At 63.9% G+C, this 19,604-nt stretch carries 20 protein-coding genes and 1 pseudogene; 8 read left to right on the top strand and 13 right to left on the bottom strand.

Features of this window, described 5'->3' with window-relative positions:
- Positions 1–199: 199 nt before the first annotated feature.
- Complete coding sequence (locus RFM68_RS27425) at positions 200–712, top strand: GNAT family N-acetyltransferase (RefSeq protein ID WP_320236142.1); 513 nt, start codon at positions 200–202, stop codon at positions 710–712.
- A 2-nt stretch (positions 713–714) separates the two neighbouring features.
- Positions 715–1,743 carry a histone deacetylase family protein gene (locus RFM68_RS27420; protein ID WP_320236141.1) on the top strand — a complete coding sequence of 343 codons (1,029 nt, stop codon included), beginning with the start codon at positions 715–717 and terminating at the stop codon, positions 1,741–1,743.
- Between the two features lie 7 nt (positions 1,744–1,750).
- Here RFM68_RS27420 and RFM68_RS27415 read toward each other — a convergent pair whose 3' ends face one another.
- The 3 genes from RFM68_RS27415 to RFM68_RS27405 form a co-directional block, all read right to left on the bottom strand.
- Entirely contained in the window at positions 1,751–3,019 is a 1,269-nt protein-coding gene (locus RFM68_RS27415) for a cysteine desulfurase-like protein (RefSeq protein ID WP_320236140.1), read from the bottom strand.
- A gap of 35 nt (positions 3,020–3,054) precedes the next feature.
- Entirely contained in the window at positions 3,055–4,122 is a 1,068-nt protein-coding gene (locus RFM68_RS27410; RefSeq protein ID WP_320236139.1) for an aldo/keto reductase, read from the bottom strand.
- A 116-nt stretch (positions 4,123–4,238) separates the two neighbouring features.
- A complete protein-coding gene (locus tag RFM68_RS27405; RefSeq protein WP_430694947.1) occupies positions 4,239–4,775 on the bottom strand; it encodes a hypothetical protein in 537 nt (178 codons plus the stop codon).
- A gap of 303 nt (positions 4,776–5,078) precedes the next feature.
- On the opposite strand from RFM68_RS27405, the gene RFM68_RS27400 reads away from it, so the two are divergent.
- A complete protein-coding gene (locus RFM68_RS27400; protein ID WP_112098519.1) occupies positions 5,079–5,243 on the top strand; it encodes a DUF1127 domain-containing protein in 165 nt (54 codons plus the stop codon).
- 124 nt (positions 5,244–5,367) lie between these two features.
- Here the strand turns inward: RFM68_RS27400 and RFM68_RS27395 are convergent, their stop codons facing one another.
- Positions 5,368–5,874, bottom strand: a complete 507-nt coding sequence (locus RFM68_RS27395; protein WP_320236138.1) for a DUF1993 domain-containing protein — start codon at positions 5,872–5,874, stop codon at positions 5,368–5,370.
- Between the two features lie 140 nt (positions 5,875–6,014).
- On the opposite strand from RFM68_RS27395, the gene RFM68_RS27390 reads away from it, so the two are divergent.
- On the top strand, positions 6,015–7,067 hold the full coding sequence (locus RFM68_RS27390) for a DUF1176 domain-containing protein (protein ID WP_320236137.1): 1,053 nt from the start codon (positions 6,015–6,017) through the stop codon (positions 7,065–7,067).
- 15 nt (positions 7,068–7,082) lie between these two features.
- Here the strand turns inward: RFM68_RS27390 and RFM68_RS27385 are convergent, their stop codons facing one another.
- The 7 genes and pseudogenes from RFM68_RS27385 to RFM68_RS27355 all read right to left on the bottom strand — a co-directional run bounded on the left by RFM68_RS27385 (position 7,083) and on the right by RFM68_RS27355 (position 13,430).
- Positions 7,083–7,970 carry an alpha/beta hydrolase family protein gene (locus tag RFM68_RS27385; protein WP_430694949.1) on the bottom strand — a complete coding sequence of 296 codons (888 nt, stop codon included), beginning with the start codon at positions 7,968–7,970 and terminating at the stop codon, positions 7,083–7,085.
- A 33-nt stretch (positions 7,971–8,003) separates the two neighbouring features.
- Positions 8,004–9,620, bottom strand: coding sequence for an NTP transferase domain-containing protein (locus RFM68_RS27380; protein ID WP_320236135.1), 1,617 nt, complete (start codon positions 9,618–9,620; stop codon positions 8,004–8,006).
- Entirely contained in the window at positions 9,617–10,321 is a 705-nt protein-coding gene (locus tag RFM68_RS27375; protein ID WP_320236134.1) for an XdhC family protein, read from the bottom strand. The genes RFM68_RS27380 and RFM68_RS27375 overlap by 4 nt, the downstream gene beginning before the upstream one ends.
- A 6-nt stretch (positions 10,322–10,327) precedes the next feature.
- Positions 10,328–10,666: an XdhC family protein gene (locus tag RFM68_RS27370; RefSeq protein ID WP_320236133.1), complete on the bottom strand. Its 339-nt coding sequence runs from the start codon at positions 10,664–10,666 to the stop codon at positions 10,328–10,330.
- A gap of 61 nt (positions 10,667–10,727) precedes the next feature.
- A pseudogene (locus tag RFM68_RS27365) lies at positions 10,728–11,977 on the bottom strand (vWA domain-containing protein).
- A 5-nt stretch (positions 11,978–11,982) separates the two neighbouring features.
- The gene (locus tag RFM68_RS27360) at positions 11,983–12,906 is read right to left on the bottom strand and encodes an AAA family ATPase (RefSeq protein WP_320236131.1); all 924 of its coding nucleotides are present in this window, start codon (positions 12,904–12,906) and stop codon (positions 11,983–11,985) included.
- Between the two features lie 29 nt (positions 12,907–12,935).
- Positions 12,936–13,430 carry a flavin reductase gene (locus tag RFM68_RS27355; RefSeq protein WP_320236129.1) on the bottom strand — a complete coding sequence of 165 codons (495 nt, stop codon included), beginning with the start codon at positions 13,428–13,430 and terminating at the stop codon, positions 12,936–12,938.
- Positions 13,431–13,622: 192 nt separating this feature from the next.
- Here RFM68_RS27355 and RFM68_RS27350 point away from each other — a divergent pair, with 192 nt between their 5' ends.
- Together RFM68_RS27350 and RFM68_RS27345 are read left to right on the top strand one after the other, a co-directional pair.
- On the top strand, positions 13,623–14,693 hold the full coding sequence (locus RFM68_RS27350) for a branched-chain amino acid ABC transporter substrate-binding protein (RefSeq protein WP_320236128.1): 1,071 nt from the start codon (positions 13,623–13,625) through the stop codon (positions 14,691–14,693).
- The gene (locus RFM68_RS27345; RefSeq protein ID WP_320236127.1) at positions 14,693–15,709 is read left to right on the top strand and encodes a P1 family peptidase; all 1,017 of its coding nucleotides are present in this window, start codon (positions 14,693–14,695) and stop codon (positions 15,707–15,709) included. The genes RFM68_RS27350 and RFM68_RS27345 overlap by 1 nt, the downstream gene beginning before the upstream one ends.
- A gap of 7 nt (positions 15,710–15,716) precedes the next feature.
- On the opposite strand, the gene RFM68_RS27340 is transcribed toward RFM68_RS27345, so the two are convergent.
- Positions 15,717–15,974: a DUF2171 domain-containing protein gene (locus tag RFM68_RS27340; protein ID WP_320236126.1), complete on the bottom strand. Its 258-nt coding sequence runs from the start codon at positions 15,972–15,974 to the stop codon at positions 15,717–15,719.
- Between the two features lie 257 nt (positions 15,975–16,231).
- Between RFM68_RS27340 and purB the strand changes: the two genes are divergently transcribed.
- Positions 16,232–17,539 (top strand): adenylosuccinate lyase, encoded by a 1,308-nt coding sequence (gene purB / locus RFM68_RS27335; protein WP_320236125.1) that lies wholly within the window; start codon positions 16,232–16,234, stop codon positions 17,537–17,539.
- A gap of 278 nt (positions 17,540–17,817) precedes the next feature.
- Here purB and RFM68_RS27330 read toward each other — a convergent pair whose 3' ends face one another.
- Positions 17,818–18,630 carry a VOC family protein gene (locus RFM68_RS27330; protein ID WP_320236124.1) on the bottom strand — a complete coding sequence of 271 codons (813 nt, stop codon included), beginning with the start codon at positions 18,628–18,630 and terminating at the stop codon, positions 17,818–17,820.
- Positions 18,631–18,826: 196 nt separating this feature from the next.
- Between RFM68_RS27330 and RFM68_RS27325 the strand changes: the two genes are divergently transcribed.
- Entirely contained in the window at positions 18,827–19,378 is a 552-nt protein-coding gene (locus RFM68_RS27325; protein ID WP_320236123.1) for an RBBP9/YdeN family alpha/beta hydrolase, read from the top strand.
- The last annotated feature ends 226 nt before the right edge of the window (positions 19,379–19,604 follow it).

The following is a 19,604-nucleotide window of genomic DNA, read 5'->3' as shown; positions in this document are numbered from 1 at the left end:
TTGAGATGGAAGCGTCCAGTCTCGCCCCCCTCTGTCCTGCCGGACATCTCCCCCTCAAGGGGGGAGATTGGCTGTCACCCGGGCTTTCGCCAATCTGCGACGTTGCAGGATGGGCGACGGCACTGAAACTGCTGATCTCCCCCCTTGAGGGGGAGATGGCCGGCAGGCCAGAGGGGGGGGCCTTGGCGCTGCGCTCTCAATGACAAAAGCCGTCATCCCCCCACGGCAAGTGACATTGCGCCCCGGCCGCATCGACGACGTCGAAACCATCCACGCCGCCCTGCTGCGCCTCGGCACCCATATCGGCGCGCATCAGGAAATCACCTCGACGCCCGACGACCTGCGCCGCTACGGCTTCGGCGCCAATCCCGCCTTCTCGGCCCTGATCGCCGAGGTCGACAGCGAATTCGCAGGCCTCTGCCTGCATTTCCCGATCTTCTCGACCTGGATGGGCCGGCCAGGGGTCTTTGTGCAGGACCTCTATGTCGAGGACCGTTTTCGCGGCCGCCGTATCGGTGAAAAACTGCTACGGCGCGTGGCCAAGGAGTGCCGCGCGGCGGGCGGTGTCTATCTCAGGCTCTCCGTCGACACCGACAACGAGACCGCCAAGGCCTTCTATGAGAGACTAGGCATCGGCTGGTCGAGTTACGAGCAGGTGCAGAAGATCGTCGGTGACGCCTTCTTCGCTTTTGCCGACACGCCGGAGGAATGACGATGAAAGCCTTCTATGCCGAGGAGCAGAAACGACACGATCCGAAGGCATTCCTGTCCAGCGGCGCGCCGCAGCCCAACCCGGAGAAGCCGGAGCGAATCGAAAGATTGTTAGCCGGCGCAATATCTGCCGGTTTGACGATCGAACGGCCCAGGAATCACGGCCTTGGCCCGATCGCCGCCGTGCACACACCGGAGTATCTCGACTTCCTCGAGCGCATCTTCGAACGCTGGCAGCGCATCGAAGGCGCTTCAGCAGAGGTCATCCCGAACATCCATCCGATCGCCCGCAACGGCTCCTATCCGGCCTCGGCTGTCGGCCAGGCCGGCTACCACATGGCCGACACCGCCTGCCCGATTTCGGCCGAGACCTGGAACAGTGCGTTATGGAGCGCCTGGAGCGCGGTGGAAGCCACTGAGGCGGTGATGGCCGGTGCGCCTTCGGCCTACGCGCTTTGCCGCCCGCCGGGTCATCATGCCTTCGCCGATGTCGCCGGCGGCTTCTGCTTCATCAACAATTCGGCGGTCGCGGCGCAGCTGCTGCGAAAGAATGCCGCCCGCGTCGCCATCCTCGATGTCGACCTGCACCACGGCAACGGCACGCAAGGGATCTTCTACGCCCGTCCCAACGTGCTGACCGTCTCGCTACACGCCGATCCGGTGCGCTTCTATCCGTTCTTCTGGGGCCATGCCGACGAGCGCGGCGAAGGCCTCGGCCTCGGCTACAATCTCAACCTGCCGCTGCCGCGCAAATCCGGCGACGCGGCATTCCTCGAAGCGCTGGCGACAGCCTCCCAGCGCATCCGCGCCTTCGCGCCGGAAGCGCTGGTCGTGGCGCTCGGGCTCGACGCTTTCGAGGGCGATCCGTTCGGTGGCCTGTCTGTTACGACGCCGGGGTTCTCGCGTATCGGCGAGGCGATTGCCGGGCTCGGCCTGCCGACGGTCATCGTCCAGGAAGGCGGCTATCTCTGCGATGCGCTCGGCGACAACCTTACCGCTTTCCTGACCGGTTTCGGCGGCAAGCGGCGATAGCCAGCCCTCAGGCGCGCTGCTGCCTCAGCATTGCGATCACCCGGTGCACGCTTTCCAGCGTCTCCTCGATCTCTTTCGCCGTGTTGTAATGCGCAATGCCTATACGCACGACACCTTGCTCGGCCGGTATGCCGAGCTGGTGGACGATCTCCCATGCATAATTGTGTCCCGACCATAGGAAGATGTTTTCGGCATTCATCTGCCGCACGATGGTCTCAGGCGCGATGCCTTCGACGGTGAAGGAAACCGTCGGCACGCGCTCGGCGAGGCGCTCCGGGTCGGTGATGCCGCGGATGATCAGGCCTTCGATATCGGACAGCCCCTCGATCAACTGTGCGGCGAGTGCGTTCTCATAAGCGATGGACACCTCGAAGGCCTTGGCGACCCGCTGCCGCCGCGATCCGGCCTCACCAGCGGCGGCGCCGAGATCGGCGAAATAGTCGATAGCGGCCGTCAGCCCGGCCATCAGCTCGATCTGCGGCGTGCCGAGTTCGAACCGCTCCGGCAGGCCGTTCGACGAGCAGCGGCATTTGTAGGGCTTGAGCCCTTCGATCAAGTCGCGGCGCCCCCACAATATGCCCATATGCGGACCGAAGAATTTGTAGGCCGAGCAGATCAGGAAATCGCAGCCGAGCGCCTGCACGTCGATCAGTCCGTGCGGCGCGAATTGCACGGCATCGACATAGACCAGCGCGCCGGCCTGCCTGGCGATCGCCGTCAGCGCCTGCACGCGGTTGATCGAGCCGGTGAGGTTCGAGGCATAGTTCAGCGCGACGAGGGGCGTCTTTTCCGAAAGCAGCGCCTTCAGGGCCGCCTCCTCCACTTGCCAGCTCTGCTCATCGAAGGGCAGGAAGCGCACGACGAGGCCGAGATCCTCGGCAAGCTGCAGCCAGGGCGAGACATTGCCTTCATGGTCCATGCGCGTGACGATGATTTCGTCGCCTGGCTTCATCGTCCGGCCGAGCGTGCGCGACATGTGGTAGGTCAGCGTCGTCATATTGGCGCCGATGACGATTTCCTCGACGCTCGCGGCGTTGAGGAAATCGGCCATCGCGGCATGCGCGTCGTCGACCACCTGCTGCGCCGCCACTGTCGTCTCGAAGAAGCCGCCCAGATTGGCATTCGTGCTGAGCAGGCAGCGCGACACCGCGTCCGCCACCGCCTGCGGCACCTGCGTGCCGGCGGGATTGTCTAGATAGATGCGCCGGCGCCCGTGATCGGTCAGCGAAAGTGCTGGAAATTTGCCGCGCACCGTCTCGATCGGAAAATCTGCCATCCTCTCCATTTCCTTGTTTTCTTCAACGATTCCGGTCACGGACAAGGATTGCCGACACGCTGATGGATGGCGTCGACCGCTTTCTGCATCTCCTCCGTCCAACGGACCTCAGCCGAGGACAGCGCCGTGTCGAGCTGCGCGACGGTGGTCGCACCCACGATGTTCGCCGTCACGAACGGCCGGCTTGCCACATAGGCGTTGGCGAAAAGCGCCGGCTCCATGCCGAAGCAACGCGCCAGCTCGTTGTATTCGAGCTGCACCTCAGCCGCATTCGGCGTCTCGTAGCGCTGGCCGCGGTTGAAGAGCTGCGAGCGCGAACCCTGCGGCCGCGCGCCATGATCGTATTTGCCAGTGAGATAGCCTTGCGCCAACGGCGAATAGGGAAGAAACGCGATCTCTTCGCGTTCGCAGACCTCGGCGAGATTCACCTCGAAAGTGCGGTTGACGAGGTTGTAGGCATTCTGCAGCGAGGCAACGCGCGGACCGGCGCCCTTCTCGGCCTCGAATAGAAACCGCATGACGCCCCAGGAGCTTTCGTTCGAGAGCCCGAGATGGCGGATTTTTCCCGCTTTCACCAGTTCCTCGAAGACGGCGAGCGTTTCGGCAACCGGCGTTTCGCCGGCGGGCGCAGCTGCGGCGTCAGCCCGGCGCGCCACCGCTCCGACGCGCGTCGGGTTCGAGCCCCAAGGAATGTCCCGGTCCGGCCAGTGGATCTGGTAGAGATCGATATAGTCGGTGCCGAGCTTCGCCAGCGATTTCTCGACCGCGTCGAAAATGTCGGCGCGCACCAGCTTCGACGGACGACCGCCGCGGAACCATGTGTTGGACGAGCGGCCAACCACTTTCGAGGCAAGGATGACCTTGTCGCGGTTGCCGTTGGCCTTCATCCAGCTGCCGATGATCTTCTCGGTTCGCCCTTGCGTCTCCGCCTTGGGCGGGATCGGGTAAAGCTCGGCCGTGTCGATGAAATTCACCCCGCGCGAAAACGCCAGATTCATCTGCGCATGGCCTTCGGCTTCGGTGTTCTGCTGACCCCAGGTCATCGAACCGAGACAGATTTGCGAAACAACGAGATCGGTCCGACCGAGGCGGCGTTTGTGCATGGATTGTCTCCGACGGGAGGTTTTTGCGCGGGCTGCGCGGAGAGGAAGTTCAAGCATAAAGCACAGGCCGGAGTTTCTCCAAGCCCGCTGTCTTCGACTTTGCGTGAATTGCGCGGCTAGCGACGCGCCCCGGCCAAGGCTCTCCGCTTGGCCTCGTCGATCAGCATGTTGGCCACTTGCATGCGGATCATGGCGCGCTGGCGCAGATGCGGCGCGACCCTGTCCGGGTGGTTGGCGAAGGCGAAGTTGCGGCGGATACGGCCGAAATCGGTATTCTTGGCCGGACGGTCGAGGCCGAGCTCGCCGGCAATCGCTTCGGGATCGATCGGCGGCAGCTTTTCCTCCGGCCGGCGCTCTTCGCCGGCAAGCGCCAGTTTTGCCTGGTCGAGAAGTGCTGCGAACTCCGCCGCGAGGTCGGCGCCGGACTCGCGATATTCGGCGGCGACACTCTCGCCCGCGACCTTGATGCGGCCTGAATGCAGCTCATCGGCCACCGACAGATAGTCGAACGGGATGGATGGCCGGACGCCCGCTTCCTCGCCTTTCTCCGAGGCGACGATCAAGTCGTCGAGCAACGAAGCGAAATCGAGCTTGTTCCCGGTGCCGATCTCAACCTCCCTGTCGTGACGGCATGCGTTGGTGCGATCGACCATAGGGCGGTCTCGTTAAAAATGAATGCCCGCGACATTAACCATTTCGGGCTTTGATCTGCTCAGCAATAAAAAGCCGGGCTGTATCTTCATACAGTCCGGCAAGGTCGCCAGGAGTGGCGAGGAAAAAGCCGGCCATGTGCCGGCACCGGTGCCTACGGTCTAGCCTGCCGGAAAGTTTCACGAAAAATCGATTGTGGCGGAAAAAAATTCGTGGGGCATGGCAGCCATGCAATTGCTGCACTGCACAATTTTAACAAATCAGCTATATCGTGATGTCGGGAGGACCAACGGGGCAACTGAGTCATGGGGTTCTTCACTGAAATGTTCGCTCGGCCGCGGCCGCAGGAACACCAGCGTTACCGCGCGGCGCTCGCGCTTCTGAATGCGATGAGCAACACGGACCGCGCCGATATCGGCATCAAGCCGGCGGATTTTCCGCGCATCGCACGCGAGATGTCGATCCGCTGAGGCCGCGTTAATGCATGTCGCCCGAAAGCGTGCCGCGGTTTCGCGACAACGGCATGCAGTAAACCAATTCGGCCGACAAAGAGGTTTCCCGGTTGCGCCGGGAAACCCTTAAATCATTGCACCGTCAACGATTTCCCAAAAACGTCTGCTTGCCGATCGGCACGCCGTTGTGGCGCAGGATATCGTAGGCGGTGGTGACGTGGAAATAGAAGTTCGGCATCGCCACGTGCAGCAGGTATTGCAGGCCGGGCAGCGTGGTTTCGCGTCCACCGAGCCTCACTTCGACCGTCCTGTCCTCCGATCCCTCCAGATCGGCCGCCGCAAACGATGTCAGATGATCGAGCGTCTTGGCGATTCGGGCCTGTAGTTCGGCAAAACTCGCTTCATTGTCCTCGTATTTCGGCACCTCGCGACCGGCGAGCCGCGACGGCGCGCCCTTGGCATGGTCGGTGGCGATCTGGACCTGTCTCGTCAACGCAAACATGTCGGGCGACAGCCGCGCCGTAAGGAACACCTGCGGGTCGATCTTGCGCTCGCCGGCATTCTGCTCCGCCGCCGTCAAGACGCTGGCCAGTGCCTTCAGCCGGGCGGAAAAGACGCCCACGGATATGTCGTACATGGAAATGGTCACGGGTAATCTCCCAGGCGGCCCCAGCGCCGCGGGCCGACCTAGCGCCTCCGTCCACGATTCTTCAAGCGGTCATGCCCCGGCGTCACCGCGTCGCCGCAATCGCCGTGGTAGTATTTTCGTTATCGAGCGGAGATTTCCCGATGAGACGTGTCCTTCTCGCTGCGGCTGCCTTGTTCTCCCTTACCGGTATCGGTCAGTCGGCACGCGCAGCCGACGACGCGCCCTATATCGATGACAGGTCCAGCGCCGATGCGGTCGTCCACTCGCTTTACAGCGCCATCAACCGCCACGAATTCGCCCGCGCCTGGGGCTATTTCGGAGATACAAAGCCGGCAAAAGATTTCAGCGCTTTCGTCAAGGGTTACGACGGCACCGATAGCGTTGAAGTCAAGACCGGCGCCGTATCGGACGAGGGTGCTGCTGGCAGCATTTATTACAGTGTCCCTGTCGCCATCCAGGCCACTGACAAGAAGGGCGAGGCCAAGGTTTTCGCCGGCTGCTACACGGTCCGCCAGGTCAATGCGCAGATCCAGGAGCCGCCCTTTCAGCCGATCTCCATCGACAAGGGCGCGCTGAAGCCATCGACCGAGGATTTCGACAGCGCCATGCCGGCAAGCTGCGGCGACGGCCCGCCGCCACCGAAGAAGGACGAGCCTCTGGAGCAGGCCAGGAAGGCCTTTCTCGCCACCTATGGCGACCAGTGCGGCAAGCAGGATCCGGACGGCAAGCCGATCGGCGAGCCGGCCGCCCATTCCATCCACTACAAGGACAAGGACGCTCAGCCCAACGACCCGGAGCGCGAGACGCGGCTGTTCCGTTTCTTCTGTTCGATGGCCGCCTACAACGAAACCGCGGTTTATTACATCTATAACGACGTCGACGGTGTGCGGCAGTTGCAGTTCACCGAGCCGGAACTCGATATCCGCTATGAGAACAACAATAGCGAAGGCAAGGTCGAGGGTATCCACATCATCGGCTTCCGGACGAGCGGCTGGGCGACCAACTCCGACTATGACGAGAAAACCCAAACCATCAGCACCTTCAACAAATGGCGCGGCGTCGCGGATGCCTCCTCATCGGGAACCTATCTCTTCCGCAACGGCGACTTCTCGCTCGTCCAATATGACATCGATGCATCATATGACGGAGAGCAGAATCCGCAGACCGTTATCGACTACAATACGGCCCCCTGAACCGCTGCAGAGGAATCAAGGCGCTTTTGTCAGCATCCAGTTCAGCGTGCCGCGCCAGTCGACCATGCGGATCGGCGTGCCATGCGTGCCGGTCTCGAAGCGGACAAATCGGGTCGGATAAGATTTCTTGGCGAGGATCGAGCGGAAGAAAGCTTCCTGTTTCTCCACCGGGAAAACCACGTCATGGCTGCCCTGCCCGAAGAACACCGGCACACGGCGCTTGAAGGCGGGGCTGGTCAAAAAGCTGTCGTCCCATAGCGAGCCGAGCAGCAGCAGGCCGTTGATGCGGCTGCCCGTATCCTTTCGCGCGGCGAGCTTCCAGCAGATCATCCCGCCCATCGAGCCGCAGGCGACGAAGATCTTCGCACCCGGCGATGTCTCGGCGTAGTGATCGATGAGCGCCGCGACCTGCGCCGCACCTTTGTCGCCGAAGTCGGGGAAATCAGGCGAAAGATAGAGCCCGCCATTGCCGGCCATCAGGTTCTTGATGCGGTTGAAATTGCCGCCGAAGGTGAAGTCGTCGGCGCCTTGCTTGCGGCTGCCGCCCTGCCCGTGCAGGTAGAGCACGATAATGGAAGCGCCTTCCGTCCTGCCGACCGCGACATGCCTGACGTCGCCGGCATCGGTTTTCAGCATCAGATCCTGCTGCACCTTGCGCACGCCGGGATCGGTATATTGCGCATGCACGCGTTTTTCCGGCACCTCATCGCGCTGGTTGATGTCGCGCATTTCGCGATAGTCGAGGACGGTGTAGGCGCCGTTGTCACCGCTCGACAGTGTCGGCGGATAAGCGAAAAGATCGTCCTTGAACGATTTCAGCGAAAGCGTCTGCCCCTCGGCGGCCGAGAGGGAAAGCGCTGTCGCGGTGATCAGGGCGAAGAAAAGTCGGAAACGGAAACACATGCCCAGAGGCATGCGGAATTCGGCTTCGGTTTGTCAATCCTGCAGAACGCCGCCCGCTCCTTCCAGCGCCTCGCGCGTGTCGACATCGATTGAGGCGGCCTGCCCGATCTCGACATCGACGACGTCGAGCCCTTCGGCTTCGACCAGATGGCGCGCGCCGGTATCGCCCTCGAGTTGCGCAACGGCCGCGAAGAGCGATCGCGGCAGGAGCACAGGATTGCCGCGCTTGCCCTGATGCGACGCGCGCACCACGGCGTGACCGCTGGAGCGGCGGAACGCGTCGATCAGGCTATCGAGGTCGGTCGACGAAACGCCCGGCATATCGCCGAGCACGATCATGGCGCCGGCCGCGTCGGGCGCGACCTTCGCGATGCCAGCCTTCAACGATGAAGCCAGACCATTGGCGAAGTCCGGATTGTCAGCGAATTTCACCTCAACGCCGCCCAGCGCCGAACGCACGCGCTCGCGCTGATGGCCGGTGACGACGATGGTATTTGTTGCCTTCGAGCCCAGCGCACGCCCGGCGGTGCGGCGCACCAAGGGTTCGCCGTCGAACAGCGCCAGAAGCTTGTTCGGCCCGCCCATGCGGCTCGACCGGCCGGCGGCCAGAAGCACGATATCGACTTTCAGCGCCGATCTTGCCGGCAGCGGCGCCGGCTCGCGCGGCTGCGGCCTGGTCGGGATTTCCATCAAAAGCCCACCGACGCCCATGCCGGCAATATCGCCCGCCGTCACCTCGAGCCCGGCAATCAGCCGATCCAGCACCCAGTCGAAGCCATTCTCCTTCGGGCTGCGGGCACATCCAGGCGCGCCGACAACACGCTTGCCGTCGAGCGTTCCGAGCACGAGCAGATTGCCGGGATCGACAGGCATGCCCGCGCGGATGACGGTACCCCCAGCGCGTTCGATCGCGGCCGGCACGACATCGGCGAAGTCGCTCATCGCCGAGGCGCCGAAGATCACCACCATGTCATTGTCGCGCGCCAGCGCGGTCGCGGCCGCCGCGACGGGCGCGACCTCATGCGGCGTCCGCCGCTCGGCCGTCAGCCGGCCGCCGGAGCGCGCCAGCCGCGCCTCGGTAACGCGCAGGGTCTTGTCGAGCACGCTCGGCTTGACGCCGGGCAGCACCGTCTGGATGACGCCGACATTGATGGGGCGAAAGGCGTTGACGGCAAAGATCTCGCCGCCGGCGCACACCTTCACCACCGCATCGACCAGGCTTGCGGCGACGGCGAAGGGGATGATCTTCACGGTCGCCACCATCTGGCCCTGCTCGACCGGCGCGTGCTGCGCCAGCGTCGCGATGGTGATGGCCGGATCGACGGCGTTGATGGCATTGATCATCCTAGCGTCGACGGTAAAGACGCCCGCGGCCCCTGCATGCAGGTTCACCCGCCCGGTCGCGGCCGGCTTGACCTCGATGTTGCGGTTGCTCATGCCGGCGGCGATCCTGGCGGCAGCGGCATTCTCGCCGAGATCGTCCGGGGCAAGAACCGCCGCGACGACTTCGCCGACACCGGCCGCCTTGAGCGCCGCGACATCCTCGCCGCCCAGCCTGTGCGCCTTGCGGAACCGTTTTTCACCGGCGGTGGTCGCATGCGCCAGCACCGCCCCTTCCGCCTCATCGATCGGAACCGGTCCGAATTTCACGCCACGGCGCCTTTTGCTTCGAGACCGCGCGAGCGGAAAGCGTGAATGGTCTGCGCAAGGACGGCGACAGCGATTTCGGCCGGGCTGGCAGCACCTATATCGAGACCGATCGGCGCGTGGATGCGGGCAATCTGGTCGGCGCCGGTGCCGAGCGCCAGCAGGCGTTCGACACGCTTGGCGTGGGTCTTGCGGCTGCCAAGCGCCCCGACATAGAAGCATCGGGCGTCGAGCGCCGCTTTCAGCGCGAAATCGTCGATCTTGGGATCGTGGGTGACGGCGGCAAGGGCGGTATAGCTGTCGAGCGGCGCGCGCTTCAGCACATCTTCCGGCCATTCGGCATGCAGCGCGACATCGGGAAAGCGCTCCGGCGTGGCAAAGGCGGTGCGCGGATCGATGATCTCGACCGGATAGCCGGCGATCCTGGCCATCGGCGCCAGCGCCTGGCTGATATGCACGGCGCCGATCACCACGAGGCGCGGGCGCGGCAGATGCGCGTTGAGGAAGAAGCTCCGCCCTTCCGCCTCCACCGACCTCGAATTGCCGGTGCGGAACGCACTGGCGATTGCTGTTCCCAGGTCACCGGCGACTGGATCGCCCTCGCGCACGATGCGGTCGCGGCCATCACCAAGGTCGGTGACAAGCACAGCGGCGCGGCGGGCGCGGCGTTCTTCGTTCAAGGTTTTGAGGACGTATGGATCCATAAATGATCAGCCCAGCCGCTCGACATAGACCTTGATGCGGCCGCCGCAGGAAAGGCCCACCTGCCAGGCGGTCTCGTCGGCAATGCCGAACTCCAGCATCCTGGCCTTGCCCGAGTCGATGACGTCGATCGCCTCCGTCACCACGGCGCCCTCGACGCACCCGCCGGAGACCGAGCCATGGAAATTCCCTTCGGCGTCGATGACCAGATGGCTGCCGACCGGACGCGGCGCCGAACCCCAGGTCTCGACCACGGTCGCGATGGCGACATCCTTGCCGTCCTTCATCCAGCCTTCCGCGATGATCAGGGGATCGCGGGCCTCGTCGAGATAAATGCTCTCATCCATCGTCGCTTCTCACAAAGTCTGTTTTTCAAGGGAAACTTCAGTTTTCCCTACGAACATATGGCTACGCGGCCCGCCTCCCGCCAGTTGCAACCAGCGGCGCGGGTCGACCGCAGCCGCCTGCCGCTGGTCGAGCGACGCGCAAAGATCGGCAAGCGCGTCGAGATTGTGCACAGCCCGGAATTCGTCGACATGCGGCAACATCGCCTTCACGCCGCGGGCGCGCGCCTCGAAACCGTCGAAGCGCAAAAGCGGATTGAGCCAGATCAGCCGCCGGCAGGATTTATGCAGCCGCTCGATCTCCTCCGACAGGCCGGTGACGTCGTCGCGCTCCAGCCCGTCGGTAATGAGCAGCACCACCGCGCCCTGCCCCAGCACGCGCCGCGACCACAACCGGTTGAACTCGGCGAGCGCATCGCCGATACGCGTGCCACCCGACCAGTCCTTCACCGCCGCTGAGCATTCGGCCAGCGCATCGTCCGGGTCGCGATGACGCATCTGGCGGGTCAGGTTGGTCAGGCGCGTGCCGAAGACGAAGGCATGCACCCGCCGACGCTTCTCCGTCAGGGCGTGCAGGAAGTGGAGGAAGATGCGGGTATACTGGCTCATCGAGCCCGAAATGTCGGCAAGCACGACCAGCGGCGGATGCACGTCGCGCGGCGATCGGAATTTCGGCAGGATAAGCTCACCGCCGGTGCGCGCGGCCGAGCGCATCATGGCGCGCGGATCGATACGGCGCCCTTGCGCGTCCGCCTTGAAGCGCCGCGTGCGGATCAGGTCGAAGGGCAGCCGCAAGGCCGCGATCGCCTTTTTGGCGTCGGCCATTTCGCCGGCGTCCATCTGGGCGAAATCCTTGCCGCGCAGCACCTCGTTGCCGGAAAAGGTCAGGCGCGCATCGACCTCGATCTCAGGCACCTCACGCACCGGCTGATTTTTCTGGTGGCCTTCGAACATCGCCTGGCTGACGCGGTTCTCGGCCGCCCGCGGCTTTTGCTTTTCGCGATCGTCCGGCGCGACGGGCGAAAACATCGCCAGCAGCTTCTCGATCAGTTCGCGCGATTTCCAGAACAGGCGGAAGGCCCCGTCGAAGACGGGATGATCCTCGTGCCGCGAGACCAGCACCGCATGCAGCGTCCAGTAGAAATCGTCGCGCGAACCGATGCCGGCGGCAAGCACCGCCTCGATGGCGTCCTTCACCGAAGCCGGACCGATGCGCATGCCGGCCTTGCGCAGCGCCCGCGCGAAATAAACGATGTTGTCGGCGATGCGCCCATCCGCCGTCGCCTCTTTGGGTTCCGGACGCGGCATGGTCATCGCGCCTACTCCGCTGCCGAAAGCTCGGCCTTCACCTCATTGAGGATGCGCCGGCCCTCGCCCTCACCGATGCGAGCAATGTCGTCCTGGTATTTCAAAAGCACGCCGATCGTGTCCGACACAGTCTCCGGATCGAGCGCCACCTTGTCGAGCTCGGTCAGCGCGCCGGCCCAGTCGATGGTTTCGGCGACGCCGGGCGCCTTGAACAGCTCGACCTGACGCAGCTTCTGGATGAAGGACACGACCTCCGCCGACAGTCGGCGGTTCGCCTGCGGCACCTTGCGGCGAACGATCTCCAGCTCGCGCTCGGCGTTCGGATAGTCGACCCAGTGATAAAGGCAACGCCGCTTCACCGCGTCGTGGATCTCGCGCGTGCGGTTGGTGGTGATGATGACGATCGGCGGCTCTTCCGCCTTGATCGTGCCGAGCTCGGGAACGGTCACCTGGAAGTCCGACAGGATCTCGAGCAGGAACGCCTCGAAGGCTTCGTCGGTGCGGTCGAGCTCGTCGATCAGGAACACCGGAGCGGCGCCCGCCTTGCCGGTCAGCGCGTCGAGCACCGGACGGCGGATCAGGTATTTTTCGGAAAAGACGTTGCGCTCCATGTCGGAGCGCACGACCTTGCCTGCCGCCTCCTCCATGCGGATCTCGATCATCTGGGCGGCATAATTCCACTCATAAACGGCCGAGGAGACGTCGAGCCCTTCATAGCATTGCAGGCGGATAAGCCGGCGGCCGAGCGCGTCGGCCAGCACCTTGGCGATCTCGGTCTTGCCGACACCCGCCTCGCCTTCGAGGAACAAGGGCCGCTTCATGCGCAGCGATAAAAACAGCACGGTCGCCAGAGACCGGTCCGCGACATAGTCCGCGCCGGTCAAAAGATCGAGCGTCTCGTCGATCGATTTCGGCGCGGGGCGCGGCGCGGTCATCTTGTCTCCGTGGATCCCGCTTGCACGTTTCAAAGAAAATGGTAGCCGCGGTTGTGGTAGATCAGCGGCCGCAAATTATCGCCGATACGCAGGCCTGTCACCTTGCCAAAAAGCACACGATGGGTGGCCAAATCCTTGCTGTCGATGATCTCGCAGTCGAACACTGCCAGCGCGCCTTTTAGCGTCGGCGCGCCCGTTGAGATCACATCCCACTCGGCAAGCGCGAAGCGCTCCTCCGCCGGCAGCCCGGTGATGCCGGAAAAGCCGACCGAGACGGCTTCCTGGTCCGAAGCCAGGGTGTTGAGCGCGAATTTGCCGTTTTTGATGAAGGCTTCGTTCTTGGCGTTCTCGCGGTTGAGGCAGACCAGCACCGTCGGCGGCGTGTCCGAGACCGAACAGGCTGCGATCACCGTCGCGCCTCGTTTGCCGCCGGGCCCGTCCGTCGTCACCACATGCACATGGCCGGCAAAATGCGCCATCGCATCGCGATAGTGCTGCGGCCCGATGTCATTGATCTTCAGCACCCGATAATCCACCTGTCGAAACCAGTTCGTTATATATGGCGGCATATTGCACGCCACAAGTTGCATAGCACGGGCGAAGTGCTTGACTGCAACCCGCAAATTCGCGTGTTGCGCGGCGCTTAGCCAGCCTTTAGGCATTTCTTGGAATAGTGTCGGAACTGTATTCCCGGCATGGAGGATCCCTTAGCCAGAATGCGTCTTCTCACGACGACATCAGCCGCGCTGCTCTGGCTGTCGCTGGCCGCGAGCGCCGACGCCGAGACGCTGGTCGGCGTTGCGGCGCCGCTTTCCGGTCCCTCGGCGATCCTGGGCAGGCAGGTCGAGGCCGGCGCTGGCCTGGCGGCGGGGACAAACGGCATCGCCATCAAGGCCGTGGACGACGCCTGCACCGCCGATGGCGGCGCCGCGGCGGCGAAGGAATTCGTCGACGCCAAGGTCAATGTCGTGGTGGGCTTTCTCTGCACCGAGGCGATCGAGGCCGCGCTGCCGATCCTGAAAGACGCCAACATTCCGGTGATCACGGTCGGCGTGCGCACCGAAAGCCTGACCGACCGCCGCGCCAAGACCGGCTGGCCGGTCTACCGGCTCGGCCCGCGCGGCGACGATGAGCGCAACGCGGTTGCCACCAACCTCACCCAACTCTGGCGCGACGACCTGTTCGCCATCGTCGATGACGGCACCATTTACGGCCGCGAGATGGCCGAGACCTTCCGCGCCGCGGCAGAGCAGGCGGCGCTGAAGCCGGTCTTCGTCGACACGTTCCGGCCGCAGCTCGACAACCAGATCGGATTGATCGGTCGGTTGAAAAAGGCCGGCGCGACAAAGGTGTTTGCCGGCGGCGACGGCGACGACATTGCGATCATGGGCCGCGATGCCGCCCAGCTCGATGCCGGCATCACCTTTGCCGGTGGCGAAAACCTGCGCACGCCGCCAGGCGATGTCCCTTACGCCGTCGGCACACTGATGATCGCGCTACCGGAATGGTCGGAAGTCGCCGATCCCAGGATCGTGCAGGCCTTCGGCGCCAAGAACATCGCGCCAGACGGCTATGCGCTTCCGGCTTATGCCGCGGTCGAAATTGCCAAGGCCGCTCTGGCCGCTGCGGAAACCTCGGGCCAGCCGCTCGCCGAAGCGCTGACTGCCCATGATTTCACGACCCCGATCGGCACCATCCGCTTCGACGGCAAGGGCGATCTCAGCCGGAACCCGTTCCGCGTCTTCCGTTTCGACGGTACGCATTTCGTGCCGCTGGAGGACGAGTGATGTTCCGCACCGGACCGCGCAACCTGATCACCGACGTCGCCGGCTTAAGCGTCGGCAATGCCGCCGACGCCAGGCTGAAATCGGGCCTCACGGTGGTGCTATGCGACGAGCCTGCCGTTGCCGGCGTTCAGGTGCTGGGCGGCGCGCCGGGCACGCGTGAGACCGACCTGCTCGAGCCGCAGAATTCGATCGCGGCGATCCACGCCGTCGTTCTGTCCGGCGGCTCCGCCTTCGGTCTCGATGCCGCCTCCGGCGTGCAGGCGGCGCTGCGCGAGAAAAACATCGGCGTCGAGGTCGGCGGCTTCCGCGTGCCGATCGTGCCTGCCGCGATCCTGTTCGACCTGCGCAATGGCGGCGACAAGGATTGGGGCCGTTATCCGCCCTATCGCGAACTCGGCTATGAGGCCGTGCAGGCGGCAACAGCGGATTTTGCCATCGGCACGGCGGGTGCCGGCACCGGCGCGCTGACCTCCGGGCTGAAAGGCGGGCTGGGCTCCGCCTCGACCGTGCTCGACAGCGGCGTCACCGTCGGCGCGCTCGCCGCCGTCAACCCGACCGGCTCGGTCACGGTCGGCCACGGCCGCCATTTCTGGGCGGCGCCCTTCGAGATCGGCGACGAGTTCGGCGGCCTGGGCTATCCCGCACCGTTCCCCGAAGACGCCAGGAAGATACTGCTGAAATACCGCGACAGGCGGGTCGGAGGACCGGAGGAAGGCGGCAACACCACCATCGCCGTCATCGCCACGGACGCCGTCCTGACCAAGGCCGCTGCGAAGCGGCTGGCGATTTCGGCGCATGACGGATTCGCCCGCGCCATCTGGCCGACGCATACGCCGGCGGATGGCGATCTCGTCTTTGCGCTGGCGACGGGGAGGAGCGGCATCGAGCTCAGCGCCGATGCCGCGATCGACCTGTTCGCGGTGGCGGGCGCCACCATGGCGCGCGCGATCGGCCGTGGCGTTTATGCCGCGACATCGGCCGAAGGCGATCTGTTTCCGGTTTGGTCGTCGCGTTGACGGCTAATCAAGTCGGATCGGATTTTTCTTCCTCGAACGTGACGGCGACGTCCGAATTCGCCGACAGCCATACCTTCTGCCCGTCGATTTCCGCGACCAGGGCGAACGAAATGTAGTGGTGGTGCCCCTTGTGCGCACCCATGCCGCTGTCGGCCTTGGTCAGCTTGATCCGGTCACCCTCGACCTTGTCGACGGTGCCGATATGGACGCCGTCGGCGCCGATCACTTCCATATGTCCGCGTATCTTGCTGATGTCGGTGCTCATGCTGGTCCTCCGCTGGATGGCGATTTTGCCCTTTCGGATGCGAGACGGCCGACAATAACAAATGAACGCCGGATTGGATGCGTTGCGCGGCACATCCCGTTCACCATGGCGTGATAGGCATGACGCGCACCAGACGGATGTCAAACCAATGGCTCTTGTCGCGGCAAGCATCTGGTTTGCGCGGCAGCGGCGTTGAGCATCGGGCCCGCCTCTGTTAGGACGCGGCCAACGCTTATCTAGGCAGGACTCAAAAACAGATGATCCCTCGCTATTCCCGGCCGGAAATGGTCGCCATCTGGTCGCCCGAAACCCGCTTCCGTATCTGGTTCGAGATCGAGGCGCATGCCTGCGATGCGCTGGCCGAGCTCGGCGTCATCCCGAAAGAAGCGGCAAGGACGATCTGGGAAAAAGGCGCCGCCGCCAAATTCGACGTCGCAAAGATCGACGAGATCGAACGCGTCACCAAGCATGACGTCATCGCTTTCCTGACCCATCTCGCCGAATTCGTCGGACCGGATGCCCGCTTCATCCACCAGGGCATGACCTCGTCGGACGTGCTCGACACCTGCCTTGCCGTGCAATTGACGCGGGCCAGCGACATCCTGCTTGCCGACATCGATGCCCTGCTTGCGGCGCTCAAGCGCCGTGCTTTCGAGCATAAGGACACCGTCACCATCGGCCGCAGCCATGGCATCCATGCGGAACCGACCACCTTCGGCGTCAAGCTGGCGCAGGCCTATGCCGAATTCTCGCGCTGCCGCGAGCGGCTGGTGCACGCGCGGGAGGATATCGCAACATGTGCGATCTCCGGCGCCGTCGGCACCTTCGCCAATATCGAGCCCTATGTCGAAGAGCATGTGGCGGCAAAGCTCGGGCTGAAGCCGGAACCGGTGTCGACCCAGGTCATCCCGCGCGACCGGCACGCCATGTTCTTTGCAACGCTCGGCGTGATCGCCTCGTCGGTCGAACGCCTCGCCATCGAAATCCGCCATCTGCAGCGCACCGAAGTGCTGGAGGCGGAGGAATATTTCTCGCCGGGCCAGAAGGGCTCGTCGGCGATGCCGCACAAGCGCAACCCGGTGCTGACCGAAAACCTCACCGGCCTTGCCCGTATGGTGCGCGCCTACGCCATGCCGGCGATGGAAGACGTAGCGCTCTGGCACGAGCGCGACATTTCGCATTCCTCGGTCGAGCGCATGATCGGGCCGGATGCGACGGTGACGCTGGACTTCGCGCTGGCACGCCTGACCGGCGTCGTCGACAAGCTGCTCGTCTACCCCGAGAACATGGAAAAGAACCTCAACAAGTTCCGCGGGCTGGTGCATTCGCAGCGCGTGCTTTTGGCGCTGACCCAGGCCGGCCTGTCACGCGAGGACGCCTATCGGCTGGTTCAGCGCAACGCCATGAAAGTGTGGGAACACGGCGCCGATTTCCTCGAGGAGCTGCTTGCCGACAAGGACGTGACGGCAGCGCTGCCCGAAGCCGAGATCCGCGAGAAATTCGACCTCGGCTATCACACCAAGCATGTCGACACGATCTTCAAGCGCGTGTTCGGGGAGGCTTGACCTTTCCTTCTCCCCGTTCGCGGCAGGGCAATCGCATATGGAAGGCCGAGGCTTTCGCCCTACGAATATCCCCACCCCTAACCCCTCCCCACAAGGGGGACCTCGCGGACGCTGATCTCGGCAAATTACCAAAGTTCGACGCTGATATGGTCAATAAAGGCGCGCGGCAGCGTTCCCTCCCCCTTGTGGGAGGGTTAGGGCGGGGGTCCTTCTTCGCAAGAATCATTTGCGATTGCCCTGCCGTAAACGGGGAGAAAGAGGCTGTCGCCCACCTCCGACTACGCCTTCCCAGGCACGGTTCTGATCACCGTGCCCCAGGGATCCTCACGACTCGTCTCCGCCTTCACATTGTCCGAGCGCATCTCGACCCAGGCGAGGCCTGAGCGGGACGGATCGCGGCGGCCGGCGCCGGCGCTCTGCCAGGCATTGGCGCCGATATGGTGGTGATAATGGCCGGACGAAAGGAACACCGCCTGGCCGCCATATTTGGCGACGGTGTCGAAGCTGAATTCGTTATGCCACCAGGCTTCCGCATCTTCCGGCCGGCCGACGCGCAGATGCACGTGGCCGACAATGGTGTTTTCCGGCGCGCCCTGCCAGCCGGCATCGCCCGCCGGCACGCTCCCGACCACAGCCGGCAGGTTCAGCCGCTCGGTCGCCATGGCGATGCGGTCGCCGTTCCATTTCCAATCCTGCGGGCGGCGGTCGGCATAGATCTCGATGCCATTGCCCTCCGGGTCGGTCAGATAGAGCGCCTCGCTGACCAGATGGTCGGAGGCGCCCTCGATGCCGATGCGATTGCCGGCGGCGTGGCTGATCCAGCGGCCGAGGTCGGCACGTGACGGCAAAAGGAAAGCGGTGTGGAAAAGGCCAGCGCTGCGTGGATCGTCCGGCTCGGCCGAAGAATCCTGCTCAAGCACCAGCAGCGGGCGGTTCGCGGCGCCAAGCGTGATCGCGCCGTCGGCGCGGCTCAGCTCCTGCAGGCCGACGACGGCGCGATAATAGGCGGCCAGGCTCTCGGCGTCGCGCGCCTTCAACCCCACCCGCGACACGCTGATAGGGGTGGTTGCGGCAAAAGGCAATTCGCTCATCAAACTCTCCGTTCAGGCAGCGCTTGTTCCCAAGACGGGATTTTCAGGCACCGACATTGTTCTTTGTCCTTCTTCAAATCGTCGATTGCGATCGTTCACACAAGACGGCAAGAATCGAACAGGTTGTTCACAATTGTGATCGCCCGATATTTCCGACAGGGTTGCAGGGGTGGAAGCCGCTCGCTACATCCGCGCCATGAAAGTCAAAGACGCAGATATCTTAATCGTGCCGGGCTACACCAATTCCGGCCCCGAGCACTGGCAAACCCGCTGGCAGTCGAAACTGTCGACGGCGCGCCGGGTCGAGCAGGCGGAATGGACGAAGCCGGTGCGCGAGGACTGGACGGCGAGCGTGGCGAATGCCGTCAATGAAGCCGAACGGCCGGTGGTGCTCGTCGCGCATTCGCTCGGCGTGGCAGCGGCCGTGCAGGCCATCCCGCAATTCAAGAAGCCGGTCGCCGGCGCCTTCTTCGTGGCGCCACCGGATGTCTCCAATCCGGAAATCAGGCCGAGGCATCTGATGACCTTTGGTCCCTATTCGCGCGATCCCCTACCCTTTCCATCCATCGTGATTGCCAGCCGCAACGATCCGTTCTGTGCCTTCGGGATCGCCGAGGACATTGCCGCAGCCTGGGGATCGCTCTTCATCGATGCCGGCGAGGCCGGCCATCTCAACCAGGACGCCGGCTTCGGCCCGTGGCCGGAGGGTTCGATGACTTTCGCCAAGTTCCTGACGGAGTTGAAGTGACGGAGTTGAAGCAGCCCTGAGACGAGTTAAGGTGTGTTGAGATTCAGGTCAGGCCGAGTCGAAAATGACGATTTCCGAGAACCGGAGCGGAGCGTACTGAAGTACGTGTTGGGGTGGACGGCCCCCGACGGCATCGCAATGTGCCAGAATGAGGTCGTTGCAGATCTCAACAAGGGAGACCGTCCGTGGATAAACTTATTCGCATTGGCATGGATACGTCAAAGAG

It is taken from the genome of Mesorhizobium montanum (assembly GCF_033977145.1).
GTDB classification, from domain to species: Bacteria; Pseudomonadota; Alphaproteobacteria; order Rhizobiales; family Rhizobiaceae; genus Mesorhizobium; species Mesorhizobium montanum.
This window is presented reverse-complemented; position numbering and strand designations above follow the sequence as displayed.